We start from the raw sequence: 22,585 nt of genomic DNA on the forward strand, positions 1-22,585 counted from the left end.
TTATGAAAAATAAAAAAACACAACTAACCATTCTATTATTGATTGTAACAATCGCAATTATTGCGGTTTTAAACATAACATTAGATTCATATAAGATAAAAATATTTACACTATGTGGTATTTATATAATTCTTGGTTTATCCATGAATCTCATTAACGGTTTTACAGGTCTTTTTTCTTTAGGCCATGCCGGCTTTATGGCGGTAGGTGCCTATGTTTCTGCACTTTTGACGATGAGCCCAGAACTTAAAGATTCGGTTTTTTATGTGGCACCGATTAACCCTTTTATTAAGATGATTCAACTGCCTTTTCCATTGGCACTTATTGTTGGCGGGTTAGTTGCAGCCGGCGTTGCCTTTTTAATTGGCGCACCTGTATTAAGGCTCAACGATGATTATCTGGCCATTGCCACACTAGGGTTCAGTGAGATTATACGCGTTGTGATCACAAACACACAGACCTTAACCAACGGATCATTAGGTCTTAAAGGAATTACCCGATATACCAACGCATGGTGGGCATGGGGTATTGCTATTTTAACCATATTTTTTATGATTTGGCTGATCCATGGTATGTATGGTAAAGCTTTTAAAGCCATACGTGAAGATGAGATTGCAGCTGAAGCAATGGGCATCAGCTTATTCAAACATAAAATGATGTCTTTTGTTATTGGTGCGTTCTTTGCTGGTGTTGGGGGTGGACTACTGGGTCATCTTATTGGCGCCATCGACCCCAATATGTTTAGATTTATTTTGACCTTCAATATACTGTTGATTGTTGTTCTTGGCGGTATTGGTAGCATTACAGGCACCATTATTTCAGCAACGGCTGTAACCATACTCATGGAAGTGCTGAGATTCATAGAGAGTCCGATTAATCTAGGATTTATTAATATACCGGGTATCCCCGGAATGAGAATGGTTGTATTTTCTCTAATGCTTATGGGTGTCATATTATTTTATCCCAAAGGCCTTATGGGAAGAGCAGAGTTCAACTGGGACTATTTCTTGAAAAAGAAATTTTTGAGAAACAGAAAAAAATCAGCTTAAAAGGGTGTGAACATTATGGCGTTACTTAGGACAGACAAAATCACGATGCAATTTAGTGGATTGACAGCGGTTTTGGATTTGAATATTGAGATCAACGATAGGGAAATCATTGGCTTGATTGGCCCAAATGGAGCCGGTAAAACAACGGCTTTCAATATGATCACAGGTGTTTATAAACCAACCAAAGGTCAAGTGTATTATAATGATAAAGATGTAACAGGTTTAAAGCCTCATGAGATTACAAAGTTCGGCATAGCCAGAACTTTTCAAAACATAAGACTTTTTAAGGAATTGACCGTTCTTGACAATGTTATTATAGCCAATCATTTAAGGCTTAAATCCAATTTATTTGGATCTGTTGTAAGAACACCCGGTTATCGTAAGGAAGAGCAACAGATCTATGAAAAATCAATGGCGCTGCTTAAAGATGTCGGCCTAGATGATTTGAAGGATGAGAAGTCATCTAATTTGCCCTACGGTAAGCAAAGAAGACTTGAGATTGCAAGAGCACTCGCAACAGATCCTAAATTACTCTTATTGGATGAGCCGGCAGCTGGTATGAACCCTCAAGAATCCCATGAGTTGATGGGCTTCATAAGAGAAATTAGAGACAAGTTTGACATTGCAATTTTAATGATTGAGCATCACATGCAGGTCGTTATGGGTGTGTGTGAACGGATTTATGTTCTAGACTATGGTGTGACCATTGCAGAAGGTCTTCCGGATGCTATACAAAATGATCCAAAAGTCATAGAAGCTTATTTGGGGGTGGACTAGATGTTAAGAGTAGAAAACCTAAACGTTCATTATGGTGGTATCCATGCACTTAGAGGCATCACGTTGGATGTTGAGGAAGGCAAGATCATCAGCCTAATTGGCGCCAACGGTGCTGGAAAAAGTACAACATTAAGAGCCATTATGGGCCTTGAGAAGCCGTCAAAAGGCAAGATTATATACAATGGTAAAGACATAACAGGTAAACAAACCAAAGAAATTGTAAAATCAAATCTGGTATTGGTACCGGAGGGTCGAAGGGTTTTTACCAATCTATCCGTAATTGAGAATTTGATTTTGGGATCTTATATAAGAAATGATGCAAAAGAAATACAAAAGGATTTAGATTGGGTATTTGAGCTCTTTCCTATACTTAAGTCAAGACAGGAACAAAAGGCAGGGACCATGTCAGGAGGCGAGCAACAAATGTTGGCCGTTGGACGTGCGCTCATGACCAAGCCCAAATTATTGATGATGGATGAACCCTCTCTCGGTTTGGCGCCACTTATTGTAAAAAATATTATTGAGATTATCAAGAAAATCAATCAAGAAGGTGTCACCATCCTATTGATTGAGCAAAATGCCAAAGCTTCCCTTGAAATATCGGATTATGCTTATGTCCTTGAGACCGGCGAAGTATTTATGGAAGGCAAAGGCATGGATTTACTGAACAATGAAGAAGTCAAAAAAGCATATTTAGGAACATAATGGTTAAAGCCTCAAAACTATATAGCCGAACTTTCTCTTACAAGATATAGTTACGAAAGCATCAACGTAATCTATAGATTGAAAGAGAACTAGTGAGCTTAGTTTTAGGTTTTAACCATAATGGTTAAAGCCTCAAAACTATATAGCCGAACTTTCTCTTACAAGATATAGTTACGAAAGCATCAACGTAATCTATAGATTGAAAGAGAACTAGTGAGCTTAGTTTTAGGCTCTAACCATAGATAGTATGAGAATTAGAGAATATAAAATTGGCTTTCAGAAATCTGGAAGTCTTTTTTTCTCATTAAAGAGTGGAGACATGAGGTGGTAACATGAAAGTTTTTATCGTACGCTTATTGCGTTTAATATTAGGCTTATTCTTATTTGCACTTGGAATCGTACTCTGTATGAATGCGCAGGTGGGTTATGCACCTTGGGAAGTTTTTCATGCAGGTATAGCACAAGCACTTGGTATGAAGATTGGTATGGTTGTTATCGTATCAGGTTTTGGATTTGCCATAATCGGTATAATATTTGGTGAGAAAATCGGTATTGGAACGCTCCTTAATGTACTACTTATTGGAACCTTTATGGATGTATTAATTGCCGCTGATATTTTACCGGTGATGGAGCATTTTGTATTAGGTGTTCTTATGTTGGTTCTGGGACTCTTTATTATAGCACTGGGTTCTTATTTTTATATTGGCTCAGGATTTGGTGCAGGACCTAGAGATAATCTGATGGTCGTAATCAGAAAAAAGACCAAACTACCTATTGGTATTTGTCGTGGTATGGTGGAACTGACTGCTTTTTTTATCGGTTGGCGCTTAGGCGGTATGTTTGGTGTTGGGACAATCTTATCTGCTACAGGTATCGGCTACTGTATTCAAACCACCTTCAAGGTATTAAAATTCGACCCTGCGCACATTAAACATGAAACTTTTTATGAAACCTATCAATTCCTTTTTAAAGGTAAGGTAAAAGCCGATTTGGAATCTGTAACAGAAACCAGTTAGTATAGATAAAGACATATTCATAACAACAAACACTTAAGTCTTTATAAAGTACAATTAGAGCAAAAAAAGTTCTTGAAATCATATCCATCAAGGCGTATACTACAAAATGGCGCTTCTTTGGGCTATACAACCGAATAAGTGTACGAAAACCGACAGGATAGATATGAGAGGACGAACATGGAAGAAAAAAGAATGATTACAGTAGCAGATCCAACACCACTAGGTTTGTTTGGTCTGGCTATGGTTACATTGGTAGCAGCATCACAAAAGCTAGGTTTAACAGATGGTGTGTCTTTGGTGATACCTTGGGCAATTTTTCTAGGTGCTAGTGCACAGCTTTATGCATCTATTCAAGATGCAAAGAAGAACAATATGTTTGGGGCAACGGCATTTGGCGGATACGCTTTTTTCTGGTTTAGTGTTGCGATGACATGGATGACAAAGGCCGGCGTATTTGGTGAGGCGCTAGCAAGTACAGCAGATACCAAGCAACTTGGAATCGCATTTGTTGGTTACTTGATATTCACCTTATATATGACAATTGGCGCTTTAACCACCAATAAAGTACTATTTTTAATTTTCTTTTTCATTAACTTTTTATTCATTGGGCTTTCCTTTTCTACACTTGGTATCTTAGAAGGACCTATGCATCAGTTAGCCGCTTACGCTGAGTTTATTATTTCTTTATTGAGTTTTTATGGATCAGCTGCATTAATTATTAACGGACAGTTTGGAAAAACGGTATTACCGATGGGTGCACCGATTATTGCCAAAGCATAACCATTAAAATCGAGTTAAATCATGAAAGTCTACCGTAATCGAGGTAGACTTTTTTATTCTTTTTTGGGGGTACAACTTCAGAACCCTTTCACCCTATTCCTATTGACAAGTATCTGGATTCTGTATATAATAAAGGCATATGATGAGATTGAATATCAATATCAAAAAAAATCAGGCTAAGTTAGAGAGGATAAAAGATGCGTAAAATAACCATAATATATTGGAGTGGAACCGGAAATACTCAAATGATGGCAGAAGCCTTATTTGAAGGCGCAAAAGAAGTAGCAGATCAAGTGAAACTACTGAGCGTAGAGGATGCAACAGTTGATGATGTTTTAGATGCAGAAGTGATTGCTCTTGGTTGCTCATCTATGGGCAATGAGGTGTTGGATCCGGATGAGATGGAACCTTTTGTTGAATCCATTGAAGAAGCCGTAAAAGATAAAAAAGTCTTCCTTTTTGGCTCCTATGGGTGGGGCGATGGAGAATGGATGAGAGATTGGGAAAAACGTATGGTGACATATGGTTGTGAATTAATCGAAGAAGGGTTAATCATTAATGAAGCGCCTGATGAAGGCGGTTTGGAACAATGTAGAGATTATGGAAGACAACTTGGACAATAATAATGAAACGAGGCATAATTCTATGAAAAAGACCTATTTAATGGAACCTATGAAACGACTTGAACAACTGGACGATTATGATTATATTCTTTATAAGCTTCTATTTCATGGTGCAGCAACCTTCTCAAAGGAGAAGCCTGCATCTTTGATTACGCTAAAAAATTCCACCAAACGTTTGGACGTATTGCTCTTATGGGATAAATATAAAGATCAGATAGGAAAAACTACCAAAACGTCGTACTATGAAATGAAACGTGATGAAAATCATGTGGTGATTCTTTTCTTTCATAATCAGTTGTTAGAGACAATCATTGAAAATAGAGATAACATAGAATTTTTAGAAATATTTGGTTATAACTCGAAAATGAATTTAATAGAAGTTTTAAAACATTTATCTTCGAGGTTTGTTGAACAATGTCCCCATGAAGTAGGACTTTTTCTTGGTTATCACTTAGAAGATGTGGTTGAGTATATAAAAGAGACAGATGGCAAAGGTATTGTTGTCGGCTATTGGAAAGTATATACAAAAGCAGAAGAAGCCATCAGTAAGTTCAAGCGTTATGATCAAGCAAGAGCAAAAGTAACTGAAGGCATTCTAAGTGGTCTTTCACCAATGAAAACAGCTCATATTTTAGTATCATAAAAAGATTTCAGTTCAACTGGAATCTTTTTTGTTATAATATTTTAGTTTTCAAGTGTGATAAAGTCACATTGGTTCTTTTTCATTCCTATAAATTAGGCTATAATAAAGTAAGACGAATATAAAAGGAGGCATACCAAATGTTGTACTTAGGGATTGGCATTGTTGCATTACTGATACTTCTTGGATTATGGATGATACTGTTTTATAACAAAATGATTGGCAACAAAACAAAGGTAGATAGCAGCTGGGGACAGATTAATGTTCAGTTAAAGATGAGAGCGGACTTAATACCTAACCTTGTAGAAACAGTGAGCGCCTATGCCGCTCATGAACAGGTAACCCTAAATCAGGTCACCCAAGCCAGAAATATGTATTTAAGTGCTCAGACCCAAGATGAAGTCATCCAATCATCAGCTATGATGACAGGAATGCTTGGTAGGCTCTTTGCTGTATCCGAGCAGTATCCGGATTTAAAGGCCAACCAAGGGTTCTTAGATCTACAAAGTCAGCTAAAGGATCTTGAGCAAAAGATTGCCATGTATAGACAGTTTTACAATGATTCAGTCTTAAAATATAATCAATTTATTATTACCATCCCTAACAATATTTTTGCCGATATCTTTGGTGCCAGAGAATTACCGTATTTTCAGTTAGATACTAGCGAACAAGCAGCACCAACGGTTAGCTTCAAAAGATAGCCGTCTGTCAATCAAATGCACAATAAAAAAAAGACTTTATCCCTTACGATGGGTAAAGTCTTTTTTATGTTTGCCCGATATGGGCAAACTCTTATGGTTGAAAGTCTGAAGAAACTAAAGGGAATTAACAATAAGCATATATAAAATTAACACAGCTGTGGTACTTTAGAACTATGGATGATGAAGTAAGTCACACATAAAGGAGCTGCCATGGTTAGTCATACATCACAAATAGGTGAGATTATTGAAAAAGAGCAAATTACAGCACATTATCAACCGATTATCTCTTTGCATAACGGTGAGATCATCGGTTATGAAGCGTTGAGTAGAGGTCCGGTTAACACACCTTATCATTCACCAATAGCTCTTATTGAAGCGGCTGAAGCTGAAGGTTGTGTATGGGAGTTAGAGATGTTATTCCGCAAGAAGGCTATAGAAAACGCCATAGCCTTGCCTTCAAATAGATTATTGTTTTTAAATGTAGATCCGAATGTTTTTAAAGAGCCTGGATATACAAAAGGGTTTACGAAGAAATACCTTGAAGAATATAGAATTGACTCAAAAAACATTGTTTTTGAGATTACTGAGCGGACAGCCATTGAAGATTATACCACTTTTACAGCATTAACTTCACACTATAAAAGCCAGAACTACAAAATAGCCATTGATGATATGGGAAGCGGCTATTCTGGGCTTAAAACGATTTCAGAAGTAAAACCCGAATACGTAAAGCTAGACATGGATCTCATTCGTAATATTGATAAGGATAGTTTCAAGCAATCTATGATTAAAGCTTTGGTTTCCATGGCAAAAGAAACCCATATTAAATTAATCGCAGAAGGTGTTGAGACAGTTGAGGAATTAGAAGCTCTTATTAAGTTAGATGTATATGCAGCACAAGGGTTTTTGTTTTATAAACCTTCTGAAACGATTGTGATTTATATTCCGCAAGTTCGTGATTTAATACTTCAGATTAACAAAGATGTTGTGGATGCCTTCTCATTTGATGCGGCTTATTATTGTGTAGGGAAAATCGCTAAACCCAATAGTACGTATTACAGAAGCACCTCCTGTTGTGTCATTAAGGGCATAATGGAACGAGAAGCCATGGACAGTATTTGCCTGATATCAAGAGAACGATACCCTGAAGGTATTATTATGAAGAATTATTTGAACAGTAAACTGGCTGACCGTTATGGCTTTGATTTATATTCTCATAGACCGGTTGAAATACTAATGGATTCAAGACCTTTGATGGTAGATTATTATACACCTGTAACTAAGGTATTAACACTTGCCATGCAAAGAGAAAAAGTCAATCTCTATGATGATATCATTGTAACCCAGTGTTCTAGATATTATGGTATAACAACCATATACGATTTAATTAGGAATTCGACAGAATACGAGAAACTTTATGCAAAACAACAGAATCCACTAACCTCTTTACCTGGGAATATCATTATAAGGCAAATGATGGAACAGTACATTAGTAACGGGGAAAAGGTTGGAATTTTATATATTGACTTAGATCATTTTAAAGCATACAACGATGTATATGGCTTTGAAAAAGGAGACCATATTCTCAAAACAACAGCAAACATCATCGTGGATATTATTAACAAGTATGGTAACAAGCATTTTGCTGGTCATATAGGAGGCGATGATTTTGTTGCTTTGGTAAAAGCAGATGCAATAAAAGTGGAAGCAATCGGAAAAGAGATTTGTGAAACCTTCGATAGCTTACTAGCATCATTTTTTTCTAAAGAGGATTATCTTAAAGGCTGCTATATCTCAAAGGACCGATATAATAATCAACATAGCTACCCACTGAATTCCATATCCATAGCAGCTTACCATGGGCCATTGACACCCTTTATAACCCCGGAAAACTTAGGGGAATTTATGAGCCAATTAAAACGACAGGTCAAAGCAATTGAAGGCTCAGTCTATAAATTGGTTGTCTAAGTACTAGTATAACAATGAAACTATAAAAGAAATATGTATAATAATTTACATAAGTTTAATAACCAGTGTATTTGAGCATAATGTGAATAAGTTAAAATGAAGTTGTAAATAGATGACTTGGGAGGTATTTTATGATAGCGACGGTAATATTTGATTTTGACGGAACCATTATCAACACCAATAGCCTAATTAAAGAAGGCTTGAACCTGATAGCGAAAAAGCATAGAGGATGCCCATTAACACCTATGGAACTTGAAATTCTAACAGGTAAAACACTAGAAGCTCAGATGGCTTATATAGATGCCATTCATTTCGAGGGGCTTGTTGCAGAATTCAAACGCTGGTATGAACGCAATCATGACACTATGGCAAGACCATTTCCTGGTATGGTACATCTTATACGCGTTCTAAATGAATTAGGCTACAAGATAGGCATTGTTACCAATAACAGTCGTATAGCACTGGATAAAGGTCTGAAACTATTGGCAATTGATCAATGGGTCGACTGTTCAATAACAAGAGATGATATAAAAGAAACAAAGCCCTCTCCGGAAGGCATATTAAAAGCTTTATCCATACTTGGGATGGAACCCGAACAAGCACTTTTTATAGGCGATACAGCTCATGATATTGTAGCTGCCAAAGCAGCGAATGTTAGCAGTGCTCTTGTCGGTTGGTCCCAGCTATCAGCAGAAAAGAAAGTTCAAGTTAAACCTGACCATACTTTAGAATCGGCAGAAAAAGTACTAGATATTATTATTGATGCCAATTACGAAGTAGCCTGATTTACTTAATTATAATCTATATATTTATTTTTCGTTTATCAGTAATCCAAAGCAATAGTATAAACCAAACAACATGCACGGTCAGTCCAAGAACGATTGGAATGGCCGTATTTTTATTTTCTATAATCTTATAGATCCAATAAGTTGGAAAAAAACTGGCAAGAAAGGTCAACCAAGGGATATGAAGTAAATCAACCAGTATAAAGAAAAGCATAATATTTAAACCTTTGGCATACGTTAAACCCTTTACTTTATCGGTTGCAAGGTTGAAGAATATCATGCCGATACTAGCGCCATAGAAGCACAGTAATAGACCGATAAAAAACAAAATCTGGATTGGAAGTATATATAGCCCCATTACCAAGTAGGTGTAAAAGGTATAGATAAGTGTGGCCATGGCAACAAAAGTGAGTCGAACCATCAAGTAACCGTTGCGTCCAAAAGGGGTAACACTTAAAAGTTCAATAATCTTTCCGTCCTTGTCATCCAGTAACATAAAACCCATGACAACACCCAACATAGCAGGGACCATGAGTAAAACAAAAGCCAAAATATAATTATGGTAGGCGTCAACCGAAAAAGTGACATATCTCTGCAAGAAGGGAACACCGATGTCTAGAATGAGCCTAAAAAAGGGTGATATAATGAGTGGAATTAAAAAAAGTAAGGTCATCATAGGCTCTCGAAACAATTGTTTGAGATCACTTTTTAAATATATGAGTTTTAACATGGCTTACCTCCTAATGGTAATACAACTAAGTGAAGTCTGTTTTCTATTGTTCAAGAACCATTTTATTCTGAAAAACCTTATAGGTATATTTCAGTAAGAAGACATTAAGTACAGTCATATATAGAACCAAGATTATAAATTCACCTAATTGCATAGCATGATAGGCGCCCCAAACCAATTTGAGTGAAGCAACACTGGGAATAAGACCAAGCACCAGCAGATTAGGATAAAAGACCAATAGGACACACGGAAGTATGAGCATCATCATCCAAGGAATGATTTTTACAAAGAAATCATTAACGGATTTGGACCTTGTTGCAACCAGAAAGCCGATTAGCGTAAAAAATACCGAAGTCAGAATCACGCTGATGATCAAATACACATAATTAACAGCATCTTTATATGCGATTAAGGATATCAACAAAATGGCCATTAAAGAGATAAAACAAAGGGATATGATCTTACTTAAGATGTACTCCCAGACACGTAAAGGGGTTACATAGATTAAAGACAATATGCCTTGTTCCTTTTCAAGGAGCAGTATACCACCGATAAAAAATAAACCTAAGACAGAAGGGTCCATAAAAAGTACAATAGGCATAATATAGGGAAGCCATGTGGTATCCAATTGATGAAATATTATGAGATAAAATAGACTTAGAATCAAATAAACAAAGTAAAAACCTTGTTTGAATTGAAATAAAACATCTGCTTTAAGAGCCGACAGCAGACGCTGACCATGTACACCTGATCTAAAAGGTTTTGTGGTGGTCATCCGATCAACTTCCTTCCTGTAAACTTAATAAATACATCTTCAAGTGTAGCTTCACCACTGTGTATAGTAATAATCCGATCTTGATCCAAAATTTCTTTAAAGTCCTTGTTTTCGCCAAGATTCTTAAGAGGAAAGTCCGTTTCCATTTCTTGTTGATTGTGCATATACCGTAGCTTCACATAAGCGTTACCATGTTCAACCATTAAGTTGGAAGGTGTATCTATGGCAGAGACAACACCATCATTGATAAAAGCAACATGATCACAGAGCTGTTCAGCTACCGTCATATTATGGGTGGTCAGAAAAATGGTTTTGCCTTTGGATTTCATATATAGAATCTGATCCTTGATGATACGGGCATTCACGGGGTCTAATCCTGAAGTGGGTTCGTCAAAAAACATGAGATCCGGATCGTGCATGATAGACCTAATGAAATTAAGGCGCATTTTCATGCCTTTAGAGAAGTTTTCTACCCTTTGGTGCTTATCAGCGAGCAAACCGACCATATCCAGAAGGGAATCAAAATCCTTAGGACAGTTTTTATAGTAAGAACCAATAAGCTTAAGGTTTTCAAGTGCGGTCAGTTTTAGATAGAGATTAGGAAAATCAAAAGCAACACCAATCTTCTCAAAAATATCTTTTTGCCAGAGCCGACGTTCCTTGCCTAATATCTGAATCTGACCCTCATAACCTGTAAGAAGGCCAATGATTAATCTCTGGGTCGTCGTTTTTCCTGCGCCACTAGGCCCCAAAAATCCAAAGATTTCGCCTTTTTCAATGTTAAAATCAATACCTTTAATAGCATGTTTGCCTGATTTTGGATAAATATAGTTCAAATTATCTATATGAATCATTGAAGCCTCCTTGGTTTACATAATGATAAATATTTAGCTAAATGAGATAAAAGTTAAAGCTTACATAAAATAATAGCATTATTGTCGTTGCGGGTCAATTGTTACTACAAGATCCCGCTAGTTAAGGGGATAATGAGGCATTAGTACTAGGGGCATAGGATTGACAATGGGGGATAAGGTAGTCATAATGTAGGGTGTGACCCATCTATATAAGCCCACGACTAAGGAGTTATTCGAATGAAAAAAACAATCGTGACCGGTTTGACAGTTCTGAGTATGATCTTAACGATGATGATACCCATTCATGCAAGCCAGTCGATATATACAGTATCAACAACAGCCAATATAGTTGTTGACAATAAAACAATTTCACCCAGAGCCTATAACATCCAAGGTAACAACTACTTTATGCTTAGAGACATAGCACACTATGTCAATGACAGTCAAAAAGCCTTTGATGTGACATGGAATCCGGATACTGCGACCATAATCATTGAAACGGGTAAACCCTATTTAGATGGCTATGTCAGCAAATCATCAGAAGATGAAAGTGCGGTTAATGATGTGCGCATCAGTAAAGCCAAAATTTTAAAAAACGGTGTTCCATTATCTATGACAGGTTATGTTATTAATGGTAATACATACTATAAACTTAGAGATATGGGTACTGCATTTGGATTTAATGTATTCTGGGACGGCGCTAAGAACAAAGTCGTAATTGATACGGAAGGTACCGTCGAGACCGTCATAAAAAACCAAGAACTCTCCTATGAAGTCCTTCGACTGATTAATATAGAAAGAGAAAAAGCAGGGTTACATAAGTTGGTTATGGATGCCAAGTTGGAAAAAGCAGCTTATTTCAAATCCAACGATATGCTGATTAATGATTATTTTGAACATGTTTCACCGGTCCATGGTGGCATGGTAGATATCGTAGCCATGCATGGTGTACCTTACCGTTACTTGGCAGAGAACATCGCTTCAGGTCATACAACAGCAAAAAAAGTAGTAGATGGATGGATGGCATCACCAGGCCATAGAAAAAACATCTTAAGTCCAAATCTTAACAAAATAGGTATCGGTGTTGTAGCGCGAACCGAGTATGGTTATTTGTGGACACAACTATTTACGGATTAAAAGATACCTTCTTTGTTTAATTCTGAGTAACAGCTATATTAATAAAGGCTCTTTGTCAAATCTTGGGGTAATCCCTATATTAATGAGTAAACCAAGTCTCTAAGTGAAAAAAGCTTAGGGACTTTTTTTAGATGATGAAATTAGATTTTATTACGCCCTGATATAAGCTGGGGATAGAATGAATGGGGTTTTAATGGTGGGTCCCATGAAAACCCTTCCACAGTGCATATGACTACGGCCTCCGGTTGGTGCGTCCTGCACCAAAAGTCGGCGGACAGCTCCTGCTGTCTTGCAAATTTCATAAGAAAGTTTTCATTTTAGCATCTTGTCTTGAAGACTGACAAGTGCATGAGGTTACTTTCTTATGATAGCATTTAGTTAAATAATAAAAAAATACAGTTATGATATAATATACAATAGCTTTACAATGTTGATTCAATGTTTTAATCCTATATATTTTGTAGGTGAAAAAACAAATGCTTAGAAAGTTTCGTTAAAATGATAAAAAAGAGGGTATATATAAAGAGTATAAGGATGATGGATTTTCGTGGATTTGAAGATACTGGTAAAATACCAATAATAAATTGGTGCTGAGGTACTGAAAGAACATACTCTTGAAAATTCAATAATACTTAATTGGCAAAAAAACTCACTTTGTGTCTGTGTATTTTTTGCAGTTAATTAGCCGTTGGTTGTACTTAGTTCCATAGGTACAAATGTAGACACAACAGTAAAGCCAATTCAGGTTAGAATAGATGGTGAACCTGTGACTCTTTATAGATGCACAGCCATTTATTGACAGTAACAATAGGACGATGGTGCCTATGAGAGCTAGGGTTATGAACCTGTAATTCCGGTAGTATCAGTTGGTCTTGAAGAAAAACCAAACCAATTCTTTACATGTTTTATGATAATGTTAAATGTTTAATTTGGAGGGGAATAATGCATGAGGGGATAATAATTAACTACTTAAGGCGTCAGAAGAATATTTCTCAAAAAAAGTTAGCACATGAAATATGTACTATTAGACATTTGAGAAATATTGAAAAGGGGTACAGTTCGCCAACCTATGATATTATTTGCAAGATTTCACAGAGGTTAGGTGGTGATATTCATTTACTAATCAATAATGATATTCAAAAATATGGATTAGAGTTGTTTGAGAGAATAAGAGAAATTGAAAACCTTTTGATTCAATGGGATTATCAATCTCTCGAAAAGAAGGTAGACAGTCTTTTACATGATAATATAATTCATTTGTCATCATCAATATTAAAGAAATTGCGTTATTACAAAGGTGTTTGCATCTATGAAAATAGTAAAGATTATAATTCTGCAAAGTACATATTTCTTGATGCACTTGGTTGCAATTCTATAGAAGATGTTATTAAACATTTGGCTTCAACATTCTGTGATGAACTAGATATAAACATCTGTAACGCTACTGCTGTAAATGAGGCATATAGTGGGAATAAGGATATAGCATTTGAAATATTTAAGAGTATTCAATCTAACATACTATTACATAATTTACTGGATAATGAAAATCGTGTAAAACTTCAATATAATCTGGTAAGGTTATCTTATGACTTGGAATTATATGAAGAAACTATTAAATATGCCCTATCAAATATTCTCCTTTGCAAAGATTGTTATATTGTTAAGTTTTTAGCAGGAACATACATGTATTTGGCAAATGCAGAGAAAAAGTTAGGAAACCATTCTTATTACAAGGTATACTATAAGAAATTTATGTATTTATCATTTTTATTTGATGATAATATGAGAATGAAATCCGCAATAGATAAGGTGATGAATGAGAACGAGATAGACTTCGACTATGATATTGAAAAAGGGGAAGTATAATTCTCTTACATATTTCTTTAACTAATTATACAATTGTCTCAGAAGGAGGGAATTGTATACCCTCTGTTAAACGGAAGTTGTCACTAACCCTCAAATAGAGTATGATAAATACTCGAAGAAGAGGAGAACAACGATGAGTTATAACAAGTACAGTAAGGAACAAAAAGAAAAGATACTATCTAGAATACTTAGTGGTGAAGAGTCGATTAGTGATATTCATAAAGAAACAGGAATCAATGCAAACACGTTATATAGATGGCGTGATGAGGTCAAAAGAACAGGTTTATCATCAACAACAAAGTATAAAAAAGCAGAAAATTGGAGTACCCAAGATAAATTTCTAGTTGTTTTAGAAACAGCAAACTTAAGTGAAATCGAGTTCTCAGAGTACTGTAGAAAAAAAGGGATCTACCCAGAACAAGTAAAAGAATGGAAAGATGCTTGCATGCAGGCTAACGGTGGAACATCAGAGAGAACAAGTAAAGTCAATCAAGAGCTAAGAAAAGAAAAAAAAAGAAAAGTTACAAAAAGAGCTGGATCGTAAGGAAAAAGCGCAGAAGCGGCAGCATTATTGGTACTTGGAAAAAGGCCAATGCGATATGGGGAACGGACAACGAGGAAGACTAATTAGTGCCCAAGATCGTAAACAAGCTGTAGAGCTAATTAGTGAAGCTGTAGAAAATGGAGCAAGATTATATAAAGCTTGTGAAATTATAAAAATTCATACAAGAACGTTCGATCGCTGGAAAGACAGTGATTATATAGATAAAAGAAAAACCTGTGAGAGACCAGAACCTAAGAATAAAATCAGCAAAGAAGAAGAACAAGAGATACTAAGAGTATGTAATACTGAAGAGTTTAGTAGTTTAGCCCCGAGCCAAATAGTACCGATATTAGCGGATCGAGGAATATATTTAGCGTCAGAAACAACAATATATAATATCCTTAAAAATCATAAAGAGTTAGTGCATAGAGGAAGATCAAGAGCCCCAATTAAGAGGCCAATGGAAACCCATAAAGCATCAAAAGCCTGTGACGTATGGACGTGGGATATAACGTATTTAAAAGGACCAATTAAAGGACAACACTATTATTTATATATGATTTTGGATATGTACAGCCGTAAAATAGTTGGCTGGGAAGTGTGGGAAGAAGAGTCTGCTCTTCATGCAAGTGATCTAATCAAAAGAGCATATATGGATGAAAAAATCATGCTGAATGATAAACCATTAGTTTTACATTCAGATAATGGAAGTCCTATGAAAGGTGCAACAATGCTTGAAACCTTGTATAACTTAGGCATTGTACCATCCAGAAGTAGACCAAGAGTAAGTAATGATAATCCATATTCAGAAAGTTTATTTAAGACATTAAAATATAGACCTAATTATCAACCAAGAGGATTTAATAGTGTGAATGAATCAAGGTTATGGGTCAGACAATTCGTGAACTGGTATAACAACGAACATAAGCACAGCGGATTATGCTTTATAAGCCCAAATGAAAGGCACACGGGGCAAGATAAAGCAATATTAGAAGCAAGAACGAAAGTATATCAAGAAGCTAAATCAAAGCATCCAGAACGATGGCCAGGAGCAATGCGTAACTGGAGTATAGAAGATGAAGTTTGGTTAAATCCAGTTAAAAAAGAAGAGAAAAAAGAACAAGATGTGAAAGCATCTTAAGAAACTATAAACATGGGTAACGTGACAACATGTCAAAAAATTTCCGTATATGAGGGTGTTAGTGTGTATTATTGCTTGTTTAACATTGCTATCTAATGTAACAAATTTGTCGTCTGTTATTCAGAATGACAAGACACAAATTAAAGAAGATGTAACTATTTCAATTATGACTGAATTACCTTATGGTTGGTAATATGTGAAGGGGAAGTATAATGAGAAAAATTTTAAGTTTAGGATTATGTTTTGTACTATTATTATCATTATCTGTGAATATTTCTGCAAAAGAAAACAGCTCAAAGAAACATAAAGAAATAGAAAACCAAATTACTTTTTCAACTACTAATAATGAAAAAGTGCAAAAGTATGAAGGAATTGACAAAGAAGGTAATGAGTTTACTGTCACTCTAGAAGAAGTTTCAAAGGAAGTAAAAAATGAAAGCCCCTTAGGAGTTCTCTCTGTTATGTCAGCATCTTCAACAAGAACATGGAAAGTTAAATACACTGGTATTATTGTAAATATGAGTTTCTATATGGATGTATCTAATAATGCAGTTGTTAATGTCTACGATGAAAGAGTTCTTTGCTTTGGAAGTAGCAGTTCTGGTACAGAACTTAAGAAAACGAGTACTTATGGAAGGCTAAGTACGACTGTAACATCATGGTATGATGTAATTTCTGCTTTTGTATGGATTAAAGGAACTGTAACTGGGTTAGACAATAAAATTACTTTAACATTTAGTTGATTTGAGGTGTTTATTAATGATCGAGATTTTCATTGTCATTACTAGTATAGTTTGTATAATGACATTCGTAGGAATCATAGTAATACTAAGAAAAATATCAAAGCGATAGTTGTTGAAAAAGAGTCTAGTTGTATTAGACTTCAGGCTGTAGACATAGTAGTAACCAAAGATGAAAATCCTGAGGTTGCTACTTTTTTTACTTCCATATCAGTATACAGTTAATTTATTAATTAACCATATGTTATTTAAAATCTATAACTTCAAGCAGAAAAATAGAGACACCATATATGGTGTCTCTATTTTAGTACATCGACAAGTACTTGTAGTGCAGTCAAGGGGACTTCCGCCGAAAAAGATCCACAGGATCTTCTGCTATCAGGCCACGTTCAAGTCCCCCATAAAAGCTAAAAAAACATCTACCTAAAGGTAAATGCTTTTTGTAGTGCAGTCAAGGGGACTTGAACCCCTACCCAAATAATATGGACTAGATCCTTAGTCTAGCGCGTATGCCAATTCCGCCACAACTGCATGAATCATGTTTGATTCGCGAAGTTTATTCTATCATATGTTAGAAGATAGTGTCAATAGATTTTGAGCAGGTGGACGATAAAAATAATTTATTGGTTCTTAGTGTATCCTGTGGTATAATGTTTTGGTTCATATCATGTTACATTATGGAAGTTTAAATGATAGAAATGATTTTATAAAGGAGGCACGTATGGCAGGTCAACAAAACTATAAAAAATTCATCAGTTATTATAAACCGCACAAAAAACTATTTATACTGGACATGTTAAGTGCCCTTGTTATAGCAGCAATCGATCTCGTCTATCCAATGTTATCCAGACAGGTTCTTAACGATTACTTACCTACATCAGATAAGACCCTTCGGCCTTTTCTGATCTTCATTGGCGCCTTACTACTGATGTATGTGGTACGTTCCGCATTTCAGTTTATCGTCGACTACTGGGGCCATATCCTTGGTGTTCGGATGGAATACGATATGCGTAAGGAGCTTTTCAATCATCTTCAGAAGCTTTCTTTTAAGTATTATGATAAGACCCGTACCGGTCATATCATGTCTAGAATGATCAATGACCTTAATGAAATGACGGAGCTAGCACACCATGGACCGGAAGATCTTTTCCTCTCCATCATCATGCTTGTGGGTTCTTTCATAGCCATGCTGATGATCCAATGGAAACTGGCATTGGCCATTTATCTATTTATACCGATTTTGGTATGGTTTGCCATAAAGCAACGTACAAAGATGTCCAATGGTTTTAAAGAAGTCAAGAAAAGCATGGCCGGTATCAATGCAGATCTTGAAAGCAGCATATCCGGTATTCGTGTAGCCAAATCTTTTGCTAATGAGAACTACGAGATTGATAAGTTCGACAAAGGGAATATGATTTTTAGAGGCTCCAAAAACATAGCCTATAAAACAATGGCCATTTTTATGTTGGGTATGAGCTTCATGACCAATAGTCTTCATGTAGTAGCCCTTGGTTTTGGAGGATTTTTGATTTATAAGGGTGAAATGAGCTATACAGACCTTATTGCTTTTACGCTCTATATCAACAATTTTTTAATTCCGATTCGTAGATTAACCTCTTTTGTTCAACAATATGAATCCGGTATGGCCGGCTTTGAACGTTTCATGGAGATTATGGCAACGGAACCGGAAATAATGGATTCAGAAAATGCGATTGAACTTAAAAATATTAAAGGGGACATTCGTTTTGAAGACGTGGTGTTTTCCTATAACAACCATGAAACGGTTCTAGATGGTATTAACCTTGAGGTTACACCGGGACACACCTTAGCCATTGTTGGACCATCCGGTGGGGGAAAGACCACTTTGTGCCACTTGATTCCTCGCTTTTATGAAGTGGATGGTGGTCGAATTAGCATTGATGGAATCGATATTAGAGATGTGACCATGGCATCCCTTAGAACCAATATCGGATTGGTGTCTCAAGATATATTCCTTTTTGCCGGTACCGTAAGAGAAAACATTCAATACGGTAGAACAGGTGCAAGTGATGAAGAGATTATTGAAGCTGCAAAAAATGCCGAGATCCATGACTTTATCATGGGCTTAGAAGAAGGTTATGATACATTAGTAGGTGAGCGAGGACTTAGATTATCAGGCGGTCAGAAGCAACGCATCAGTATTGCTAGGGTATTTCTTAAGAACCCACCGATTCTCATTTTAGATGAAGCCACCTCAGCCCTTGATAATGAAACAGAGTTAAAGGTACAACAGGCTCTAGAAAAACTTTCTAAAGGTAGGACCAGTTTGGTCATTGCCCATCGATTATCTACGATCAAGAATGCAGATGAGATCTTGGTGATTACTGAGAATGGTATAGAAGAAAAAGGCAATCACGAGACTTTACTAAACAACAATCAATTATATAGTAAACTGTACCATGCTCAATTCAAAGGCTATATTCCTGATGAACTTTAGTAAAAGATCAATATACACACAAATGGAAAAGAAAAATAGCGGCTTAAAGGCGTTATTTTTTTGCTTATTGTTTATAACTTTACCTAAACTTAACATTTAAAACATATTGGATTTACTATGCCATGATATCTTTAGTAAGTGCTGTTCTTCACAACGGTGAACAGAAATAAACGAACTTTATATATTATCAGAGGAGGATTCGATGAAAAAATTATTAGCATTATTACTAGTAGGTGTTTTAACAATGAGTTTAGCTGCTTGTGGTTCAACGGAAGAACCAGCTGCAGAAACAACTGAGGTAGCAACAGAAACAGAACCAGCAGAAGCAGAAATGACAGAAGTAGAAGAAGCTGAACTTGAAGGCGCAGTTATTGTTGACGGATCAGGAACGGTTTATCCATTAATGGCAAACATCGCTGAAGAGTATATGGTTAATGAAGAAGAAAATGTATCAGTACAAGTTGGTAGAGCTGGTTCATCTGCAGGTTTCAAAAAATTCATTCCAGGTGAAACGGATTTTTCTGATGCATCAAGAGCAATTAAAGATGAAGAAGTAGCTCAATTAAAAGAAAATGGTTACGAAATGGGTACGGATGTATACGAATTCGTTCTTGCTTATGACGGTTTAACAATGGTTATCAATAAAGAGAACACTTGGGCGACTGAAATGACAAAAGAAGAAATCGTTAATATGTATCTTGCATCAGGCAATGTGACTACTTGGGCTGACATTCGTCCTGAGTGGCCAGCAGAAGAAATTAAGTTCTATGGACCAAATGAAAACCACGGTACTTATGAGTTCTTCTACGAAACCATTCTTGATGAAGCAGACATGGTAGCAACAGCGAACTTACAACAAGACTATTCTACACTTGTAGACTTAGTAGCCAATGATGTTAATGCAATTGCCTTCTTCGGTTTTGGATATTATGTATCAAACACGGATACATTACAGGCAGTAAAAGTTGACTTTGGTAATGGTCCTGTTGAGCCTAGCCTTGAGACAATTGGTTTAGATCTTGATTATGCAGGGTTTACACGTCCGGTATTTACATACTTAAATGTTAAATATGCACTTGAAAAGCCCCAAGTACTTGATTTTGCAAAATATGTTGTATCTTTTGATGGTGCTAAGAGATTAGCCGGTGACAACGGGTTTGCGCCACTTCCAGATGCAATGTATGAAGAGTACCAAGCACAACTTGATGCACTTAAATAGTTTTTACAAAAAATAAAACAGGCGTAAGACAAGGAGTTCTAGGCTTCTTGTCTTACCTTGTTCTACTTTAAAAAGCGTCAAGGACTTATACAGACGCTAGCAATCTGAAGGTTAAAAGGCGACAGAGTCGCTATATTCTATTCTAGGAAAGTCGTACAATCGGAGCTTTCCTTTGGTAATATTTTGAAATGGAGTGTTATTATGACGGATACAAAATACACAATGAAATTACGCAAATCCTCAAAAGTTGAAAATATTGTTCCTATAATTTTATTTGTGATTGCTTCGATCTCAGTAGTGACTTCGATTGGTATTGTACTAACACTTGTTGTGGATGCATCCCGTTTTTTTGCAGAGGTTTCCATAGCAGAAGTATTTGGTACAAAATTAGAGCCACTGAAAAAAGATCCAAGCTTTGGTTTTTTACCTTTGATCACAGGAACAATCGTTACATCCTTAATTGCAATGTTAGTTGCAGCTCCCTTAGGCATCACCTCTGCCATATTTTTAAGTGAGTTTATGTCGTCTAAGATGCGAAGGATCATTAAACCAATTATAGAAGTTTTAGCTGGAATACCTACTATTGTTTATGGATTTTTTGCTTATAATACAGTAACACCTTTGTTAATGAATATTTTCCCTGAACTTGGTGCAAAAAATGCATTGTCACCAGGTATTGTTATGGGTATTATGATATTACCGATTGTAACATCTTTGTCTGAAGATGCTATGAGTTCCGTTCCGGATTATATACGAAAAGGCGCCTATGGACTTGGGTCAACGAAACTAGAAGTAGCTACTAAAGTCATAGTTCCATCAGCGATATCTGGAATCGTTGCAGCTTTTGTTTTAGCAATATCTAGGGCAATTGGAGAAACCATGATTGTTACGATTGCAAGTGGTAGTTCGAAACAGTTTACACTGGATATCATGCAACCGATGCAAACAATGACCGCCTATATTGTTGAATTTACAAGTGGTGATGCAGGAAGTGGTACGATTGGTTATTATAGTTTATATGCTGTCGGTCTTATGTTGTTTGTTTTCACAATGTTGACCAATCTATTGGCCAAATATATTACGAAGAAGTATAGAAGGGAGTATTAGTATGGATAATAGTGTGAATACTCTTAGAGATCAAGAAAGAGAAAATCTTCATCTTGATAGGAAGTACATTGATTTAAACAAATCACAAGAGAGACTTAAGAAAAGAAAAATTATTAATATCGTTGCTCAAAGCATGTTTTCCCTAACCATTGTATTTATCATATTTGTTCTAGGACTGTTGTTATTTAATATTATTAGGTCAAGTATAGGTTGGTTAGACTGGGAATTCCTTACTGGAAGGCTTTCTATTCGTCCTGAAAAAGCCGGTATCAAAAGTGTCATCATGGGATCCTTTATGCTTATGGTCGTCGTAGCACCAGTTACAATGATTATTGGTGTGGCAACAGCCATCTTTCTTGAAGAATACGCAAAAAAAGGCACAATACATTCCCTCATCAGTCTTAATATATCGAATCTGGCCGGTGTTCCGTCGGTTATATTCGGATTACTTGGTTTAACGGTCTTTGGTAGAATCTTTGGACTGGGATCAAGTATTTTGGCCGGTGGTTTAACCCTTTCGTTGTTGGTACTACCCAATGTGGTTGTATCAAGTCAAGAAGCCATAAAAGCAGTACCGAATTTCCTTCGAGAAGCCTCTTATGGACTCGGTGCTACAAAGTGGACAACCATTCGAAAAATAGTCCTTCCATCAGCCATACCCGGTATTATGACAGGGGCTATATTAGCGCTTTCCAGAGCAATTGGTGAAACGGCACCCCTTGTTGTACTTGGTATACCAACATTAATATTAAAATTCCCAGAAAGTTTTATGGACGATTTTACGGCTTTACCGATTCAAATCTATTATTGGACACTGGATACAGTGCTTACTAAAGAATATGCTAATCTTGCAGCTGCAACCATCGTTATTTTACTTGTTGTATTGTTCTTATTAAACTCTTCTGCAATTATAATAAGAAATAAGTTCCAAAGAAGAAATTAAGAATCTTAC

At 36.1% G+C, this 22,585-nt stretch carries 22 protein-coding genes and 1 tRNA gene; 19 read left to right on the plus strand and 4 right to left on the minus strand.

All coding sequences use genetic code 11. The features are described 5' to 3' along the window. Positions 1 to 2: 2 nt before the first annotated feature. From PATL70BA_RS13145 to PATL70BA_RS13190, 10 genes are all read left to right on the plus strand, one after another. Positions 3 to 1,049 (plus strand): branched-chain amino acid ABC transporter permease, encoded by a 1,047-nt coding sequence (locus PATL70BA_RS13145; protein WP_125137795.1) that lies wholly within the window; start codon positions 3 to 5, stop codon positions 1,047 to 1,049. A gap of 15 nt (positions 1,050 to 1,064) precedes the next feature. Next, positions 1,065 to 1,826 carry an ABC transporter ATP-binding protein gene (locus PATL70BA_RS13150; protein ID WP_125137796.1) on the plus strand — a complete coding sequence of 254 codons (762 nt, stop codon included), beginning with the start codon at positions 1,065 to 1,067 and terminating at the stop codon, positions 1,824 to 1,826. Then, positions 1,827 to 2,531, plus strand: coding sequence for an ABC transporter ATP-binding protein (locus PATL70BA_RS13155; protein ID WP_125137797.1), 705 nt, complete (start codon positions 1,827 to 1,829; stop codon positions 2,529 to 2,531). 332 nt (positions 2,532 to 2,863) lie between these two features. After that, positions 2,864 to 3,547 (plus strand): YczE/YyaS/YitT family protein, encoded by a 684-nt coding sequence (locus PATL70BA_RS13160; RefSeq protein WP_125137798.1) that lies wholly within the window; start codon positions 2,864 to 2,866, stop codon positions 3,545 to 3,547. Between the two features lie 177 nt (positions 3,548 to 3,724). Continuing rightward, positions 3,725 to 4,327, plus strand: a complete 603-nt coding sequence (locus PATL70BA_RS13165) for an acetate uptake transporter (RefSeq protein WP_125137799.1) — start codon at positions 3,725 to 3,727, stop codon at positions 4,325 to 4,327. Positions 4,328 to 4,524: 197 nt separating this feature from the next. After that, positions 4,525 to 4,950, plus strand: a complete 426-nt coding sequence (locus tag PATL70BA_RS13170) for a flavodoxin (RefSeq protein WP_125137800.1) — start codon at positions 4,525 to 4,527, stop codon at positions 4,948 to 4,950. After that, the gene (locus tag PATL70BA_RS13175) at positions 4,928 to 5,593 is read left to right on the plus strand and encodes a DUF3793 family protein (protein ID WP_172596243.1); all 666 of its coding nucleotides are present in this window, start codon (positions 4,928 to 4,930) and stop codon (positions 5,591 to 5,593) included. The genes PATL70BA_RS13170 and PATL70BA_RS13175 overlap by 23 nt, the downstream gene beginning before the upstream one ends. A 137-nt stretch (positions 5,594 to 5,730) precedes the next feature. Beyond that, complete coding sequence (locus PATL70BA_RS13180) at positions 5,731 to 6,291, plus strand: LemA family protein (RefSeq protein WP_125137802.1); 561 nt, start codon at positions 5,731 to 5,733, stop codon at positions 6,289 to 6,291. A gap of 210 nt (positions 6,292 to 6,501) precedes the next feature. Then, positions 6,502 to 8,259: a GGDEF domain-containing protein gene (locus tag PATL70BA_RS13185; protein ID WP_125137803.1), complete on the plus strand. Its 1,758-nt coding sequence runs from the start codon at positions 6,502 to 6,504 to the stop codon at positions 8,257 to 8,259. A 131-nt stretch (positions 8,260 to 8,390) separates the two neighbouring features. Next, positions 8,391 to 9,044, plus strand: a complete 654-nt coding sequence (locus tag PATL70BA_RS13190; protein ID WP_125137804.1) for an HAD family hydrolase — start codon at positions 8,391 to 8,393, stop codon at positions 9,042 to 9,044. Between the two features lie 16 nt (positions 9,045 to 9,060). Here PATL70BA_RS13190 and PATL70BA_RS13195 read toward each other — a convergent pair whose 3' ends face one another. Genes PATL70BA_RS13195 through PATL70BA_RS13205 form a run of 3 tightly spaced genes read right to left on the minus strand, consistent with a single transcriptional unit; the run spans position 9,061 to position 11,403 of the window. Further along, entirely contained in the window at positions 9,061 to 9,774 is a 714-nt protein-coding gene (locus PATL70BA_RS13195) for a hypothetical protein (RefSeq protein ID WP_125137805.1), read from the minus strand. Positions 9,775 to 9,817: 43 nt separating this feature from the next. Next, positions 9,818 to 10,549 carry a fluoroquinolone export ABC transporter permease subunit gene (locus PATL70BA_RS13200; RefSeq protein WP_125137806.1) on the minus strand — a complete coding sequence of 244 codons (732 nt, stop codon included), beginning with the start codon at positions 10,547 to 10,549 and terminating at the stop codon, positions 9,818 to 9,820. Next, positions 10,546 to 11,403 (minus strand): ABC transporter ATP-binding protein, encoded by an 858-nt coding sequence (locus PATL70BA_RS13205; RefSeq protein WP_125137807.1) that lies wholly within the window; start codon positions 11,401 to 11,403, stop codon positions 10,546 to 10,548. The genes PATL70BA_RS13200 and PATL70BA_RS13205 overlap by 4 nt, the downstream gene beginning before the upstream one ends. Positions 11,404 to 11,640: 237 nt before the next feature. On the opposite strand from PATL70BA_RS13205, the gene PATL70BA_RS13210 reads away from it, so the two are divergent. The 5 genes from PATL70BA_RS13210 to PATL70BA_RS13230 all read left to right on the plus strand — a co-directional run bounded on the left by PATL70BA_RS13210 (position 11,641) and on the right by PATL70BA_RS13230 (position 16,834). Beyond that, a complete protein-coding gene (locus PATL70BA_RS13210) occupies positions 11,641 to 12,540 on the plus strand; it encodes a CAP domain-containing protein (RefSeq protein ID WP_125137808.1) in 900 nt (299 codons plus the stop codon). A gap of 942 nt (positions 12,541 to 13,482) precedes the next feature. Then, positions 13,483 to 14,406, plus strand: a complete 924-nt coding sequence (locus PATL70BA_RS13215) for a helix-turn-helix domain-containing protein (protein WP_172596244.1) — start codon at positions 13,483 to 13,485, stop codon at positions 14,404 to 14,406. A 133-nt stretch (positions 14,407 to 14,539) separates the two neighbouring features. Further along, positions 14,540 to 14,950: a transposase gene (locus tag PATL70BA_RS13220; RefSeq protein WP_125137810.1), complete on the plus strand. Its 411-nt coding sequence runs from the start codon at positions 14,540 to 14,542 to the stop codon at positions 14,948 to 14,950. Then, positions 14,940 to 16,091 (plus strand): IS3 family transposase, encoded by a 1,152-nt coding sequence (locus tag PATL70BA_RS13225; protein ID WP_125137811.1) that lies wholly within the window; start codon positions 14,940 to 14,942, stop codon positions 16,089 to 16,091. The genes PATL70BA_RS13220 and PATL70BA_RS13225 overlap by 11 nt, the downstream gene beginning before the upstream one ends. Before the next feature lie 212 nt (positions 16,092 to 16,303). Beyond that, a complete protein-coding gene (locus PATL70BA_RS13230; protein WP_125137812.1) occupies positions 16,304 to 16,834 on the plus strand; it encodes a DUF5626 family protein in 531 nt (176 codons plus the stop codon). A 443-nt stretch (positions 16,835 to 17,277) separates the two neighbouring features. On the opposite strand, the gene PATL70BA_RS13235 is transcribed toward PATL70BA_RS13230, so the two are convergent. Further along, positions 17,278 to 17,362 (minus strand) — tRNA-Leu (locus PATL70BA_RS13235). Between the two features lie 190 nt (positions 17,363 to 17,552). Between PATL70BA_RS13235 and PATL70BA_RS13240 the strand changes: the two genes are divergently transcribed. The 4 genes from PATL70BA_RS13240 (at position 17,553) to pstA (ending at position 22,576) form a co-directional block, all read left to right on the plus strand. Then, positions 17,553 to 19,307 (plus strand): ABC transporter ATP-binding protein, encoded by a 1,755-nt coding sequence (locus PATL70BA_RS13240; RefSeq protein WP_125137813.1) that lies wholly within the window; start codon positions 17,553 to 17,555, stop codon positions 19,305 to 19,307. 202 nt (positions 19,308 to 19,509) lie between these two features. Continuing rightward, positions 19,510 to 20,526, plus strand: a complete 1,017-nt coding sequence (locus PATL70BA_RS13245) for a PstS family phosphate ABC transporter substrate-binding protein (protein ID WP_125137814.1) — start codon at positions 19,510 to 19,512, stop codon at positions 20,524 to 20,526. A 201-nt stretch (positions 20,527 to 20,727) separates the two neighbouring features. Continuing rightward, positions 20,728 to 21,633 (plus strand): phosphate ABC transporter permease subunit PstC, encoded by a 906-nt coding sequence (gene pstC, locus PATL70BA_RS13250; protein WP_125137815.1) that lies wholly within the window; start codon positions 20,728 to 20,730, stop codon positions 21,631 to 21,633. Position 21,634: 1 nt separating this feature from the next. Continuing rightward, entirely contained in the window at positions 21,635 to 22,576 is a 942-nt protein-coding gene (gene pstA / locus PATL70BA_RS13255) for a phosphate ABC transporter permease PstA (protein WP_125137816.1), read from the plus strand. The last annotated feature ends 9 nt before the right edge of the window (positions 22,577 to 22,585 follow it).

Source organism: Petrocella atlantisensis (assembly GCF_900538275.1).
GTDB lineage: Bacteria > Bacillota > Clostridia > Lachnospirales > Vallitaleaceae > Petrocella > Petrocella atlantisensis.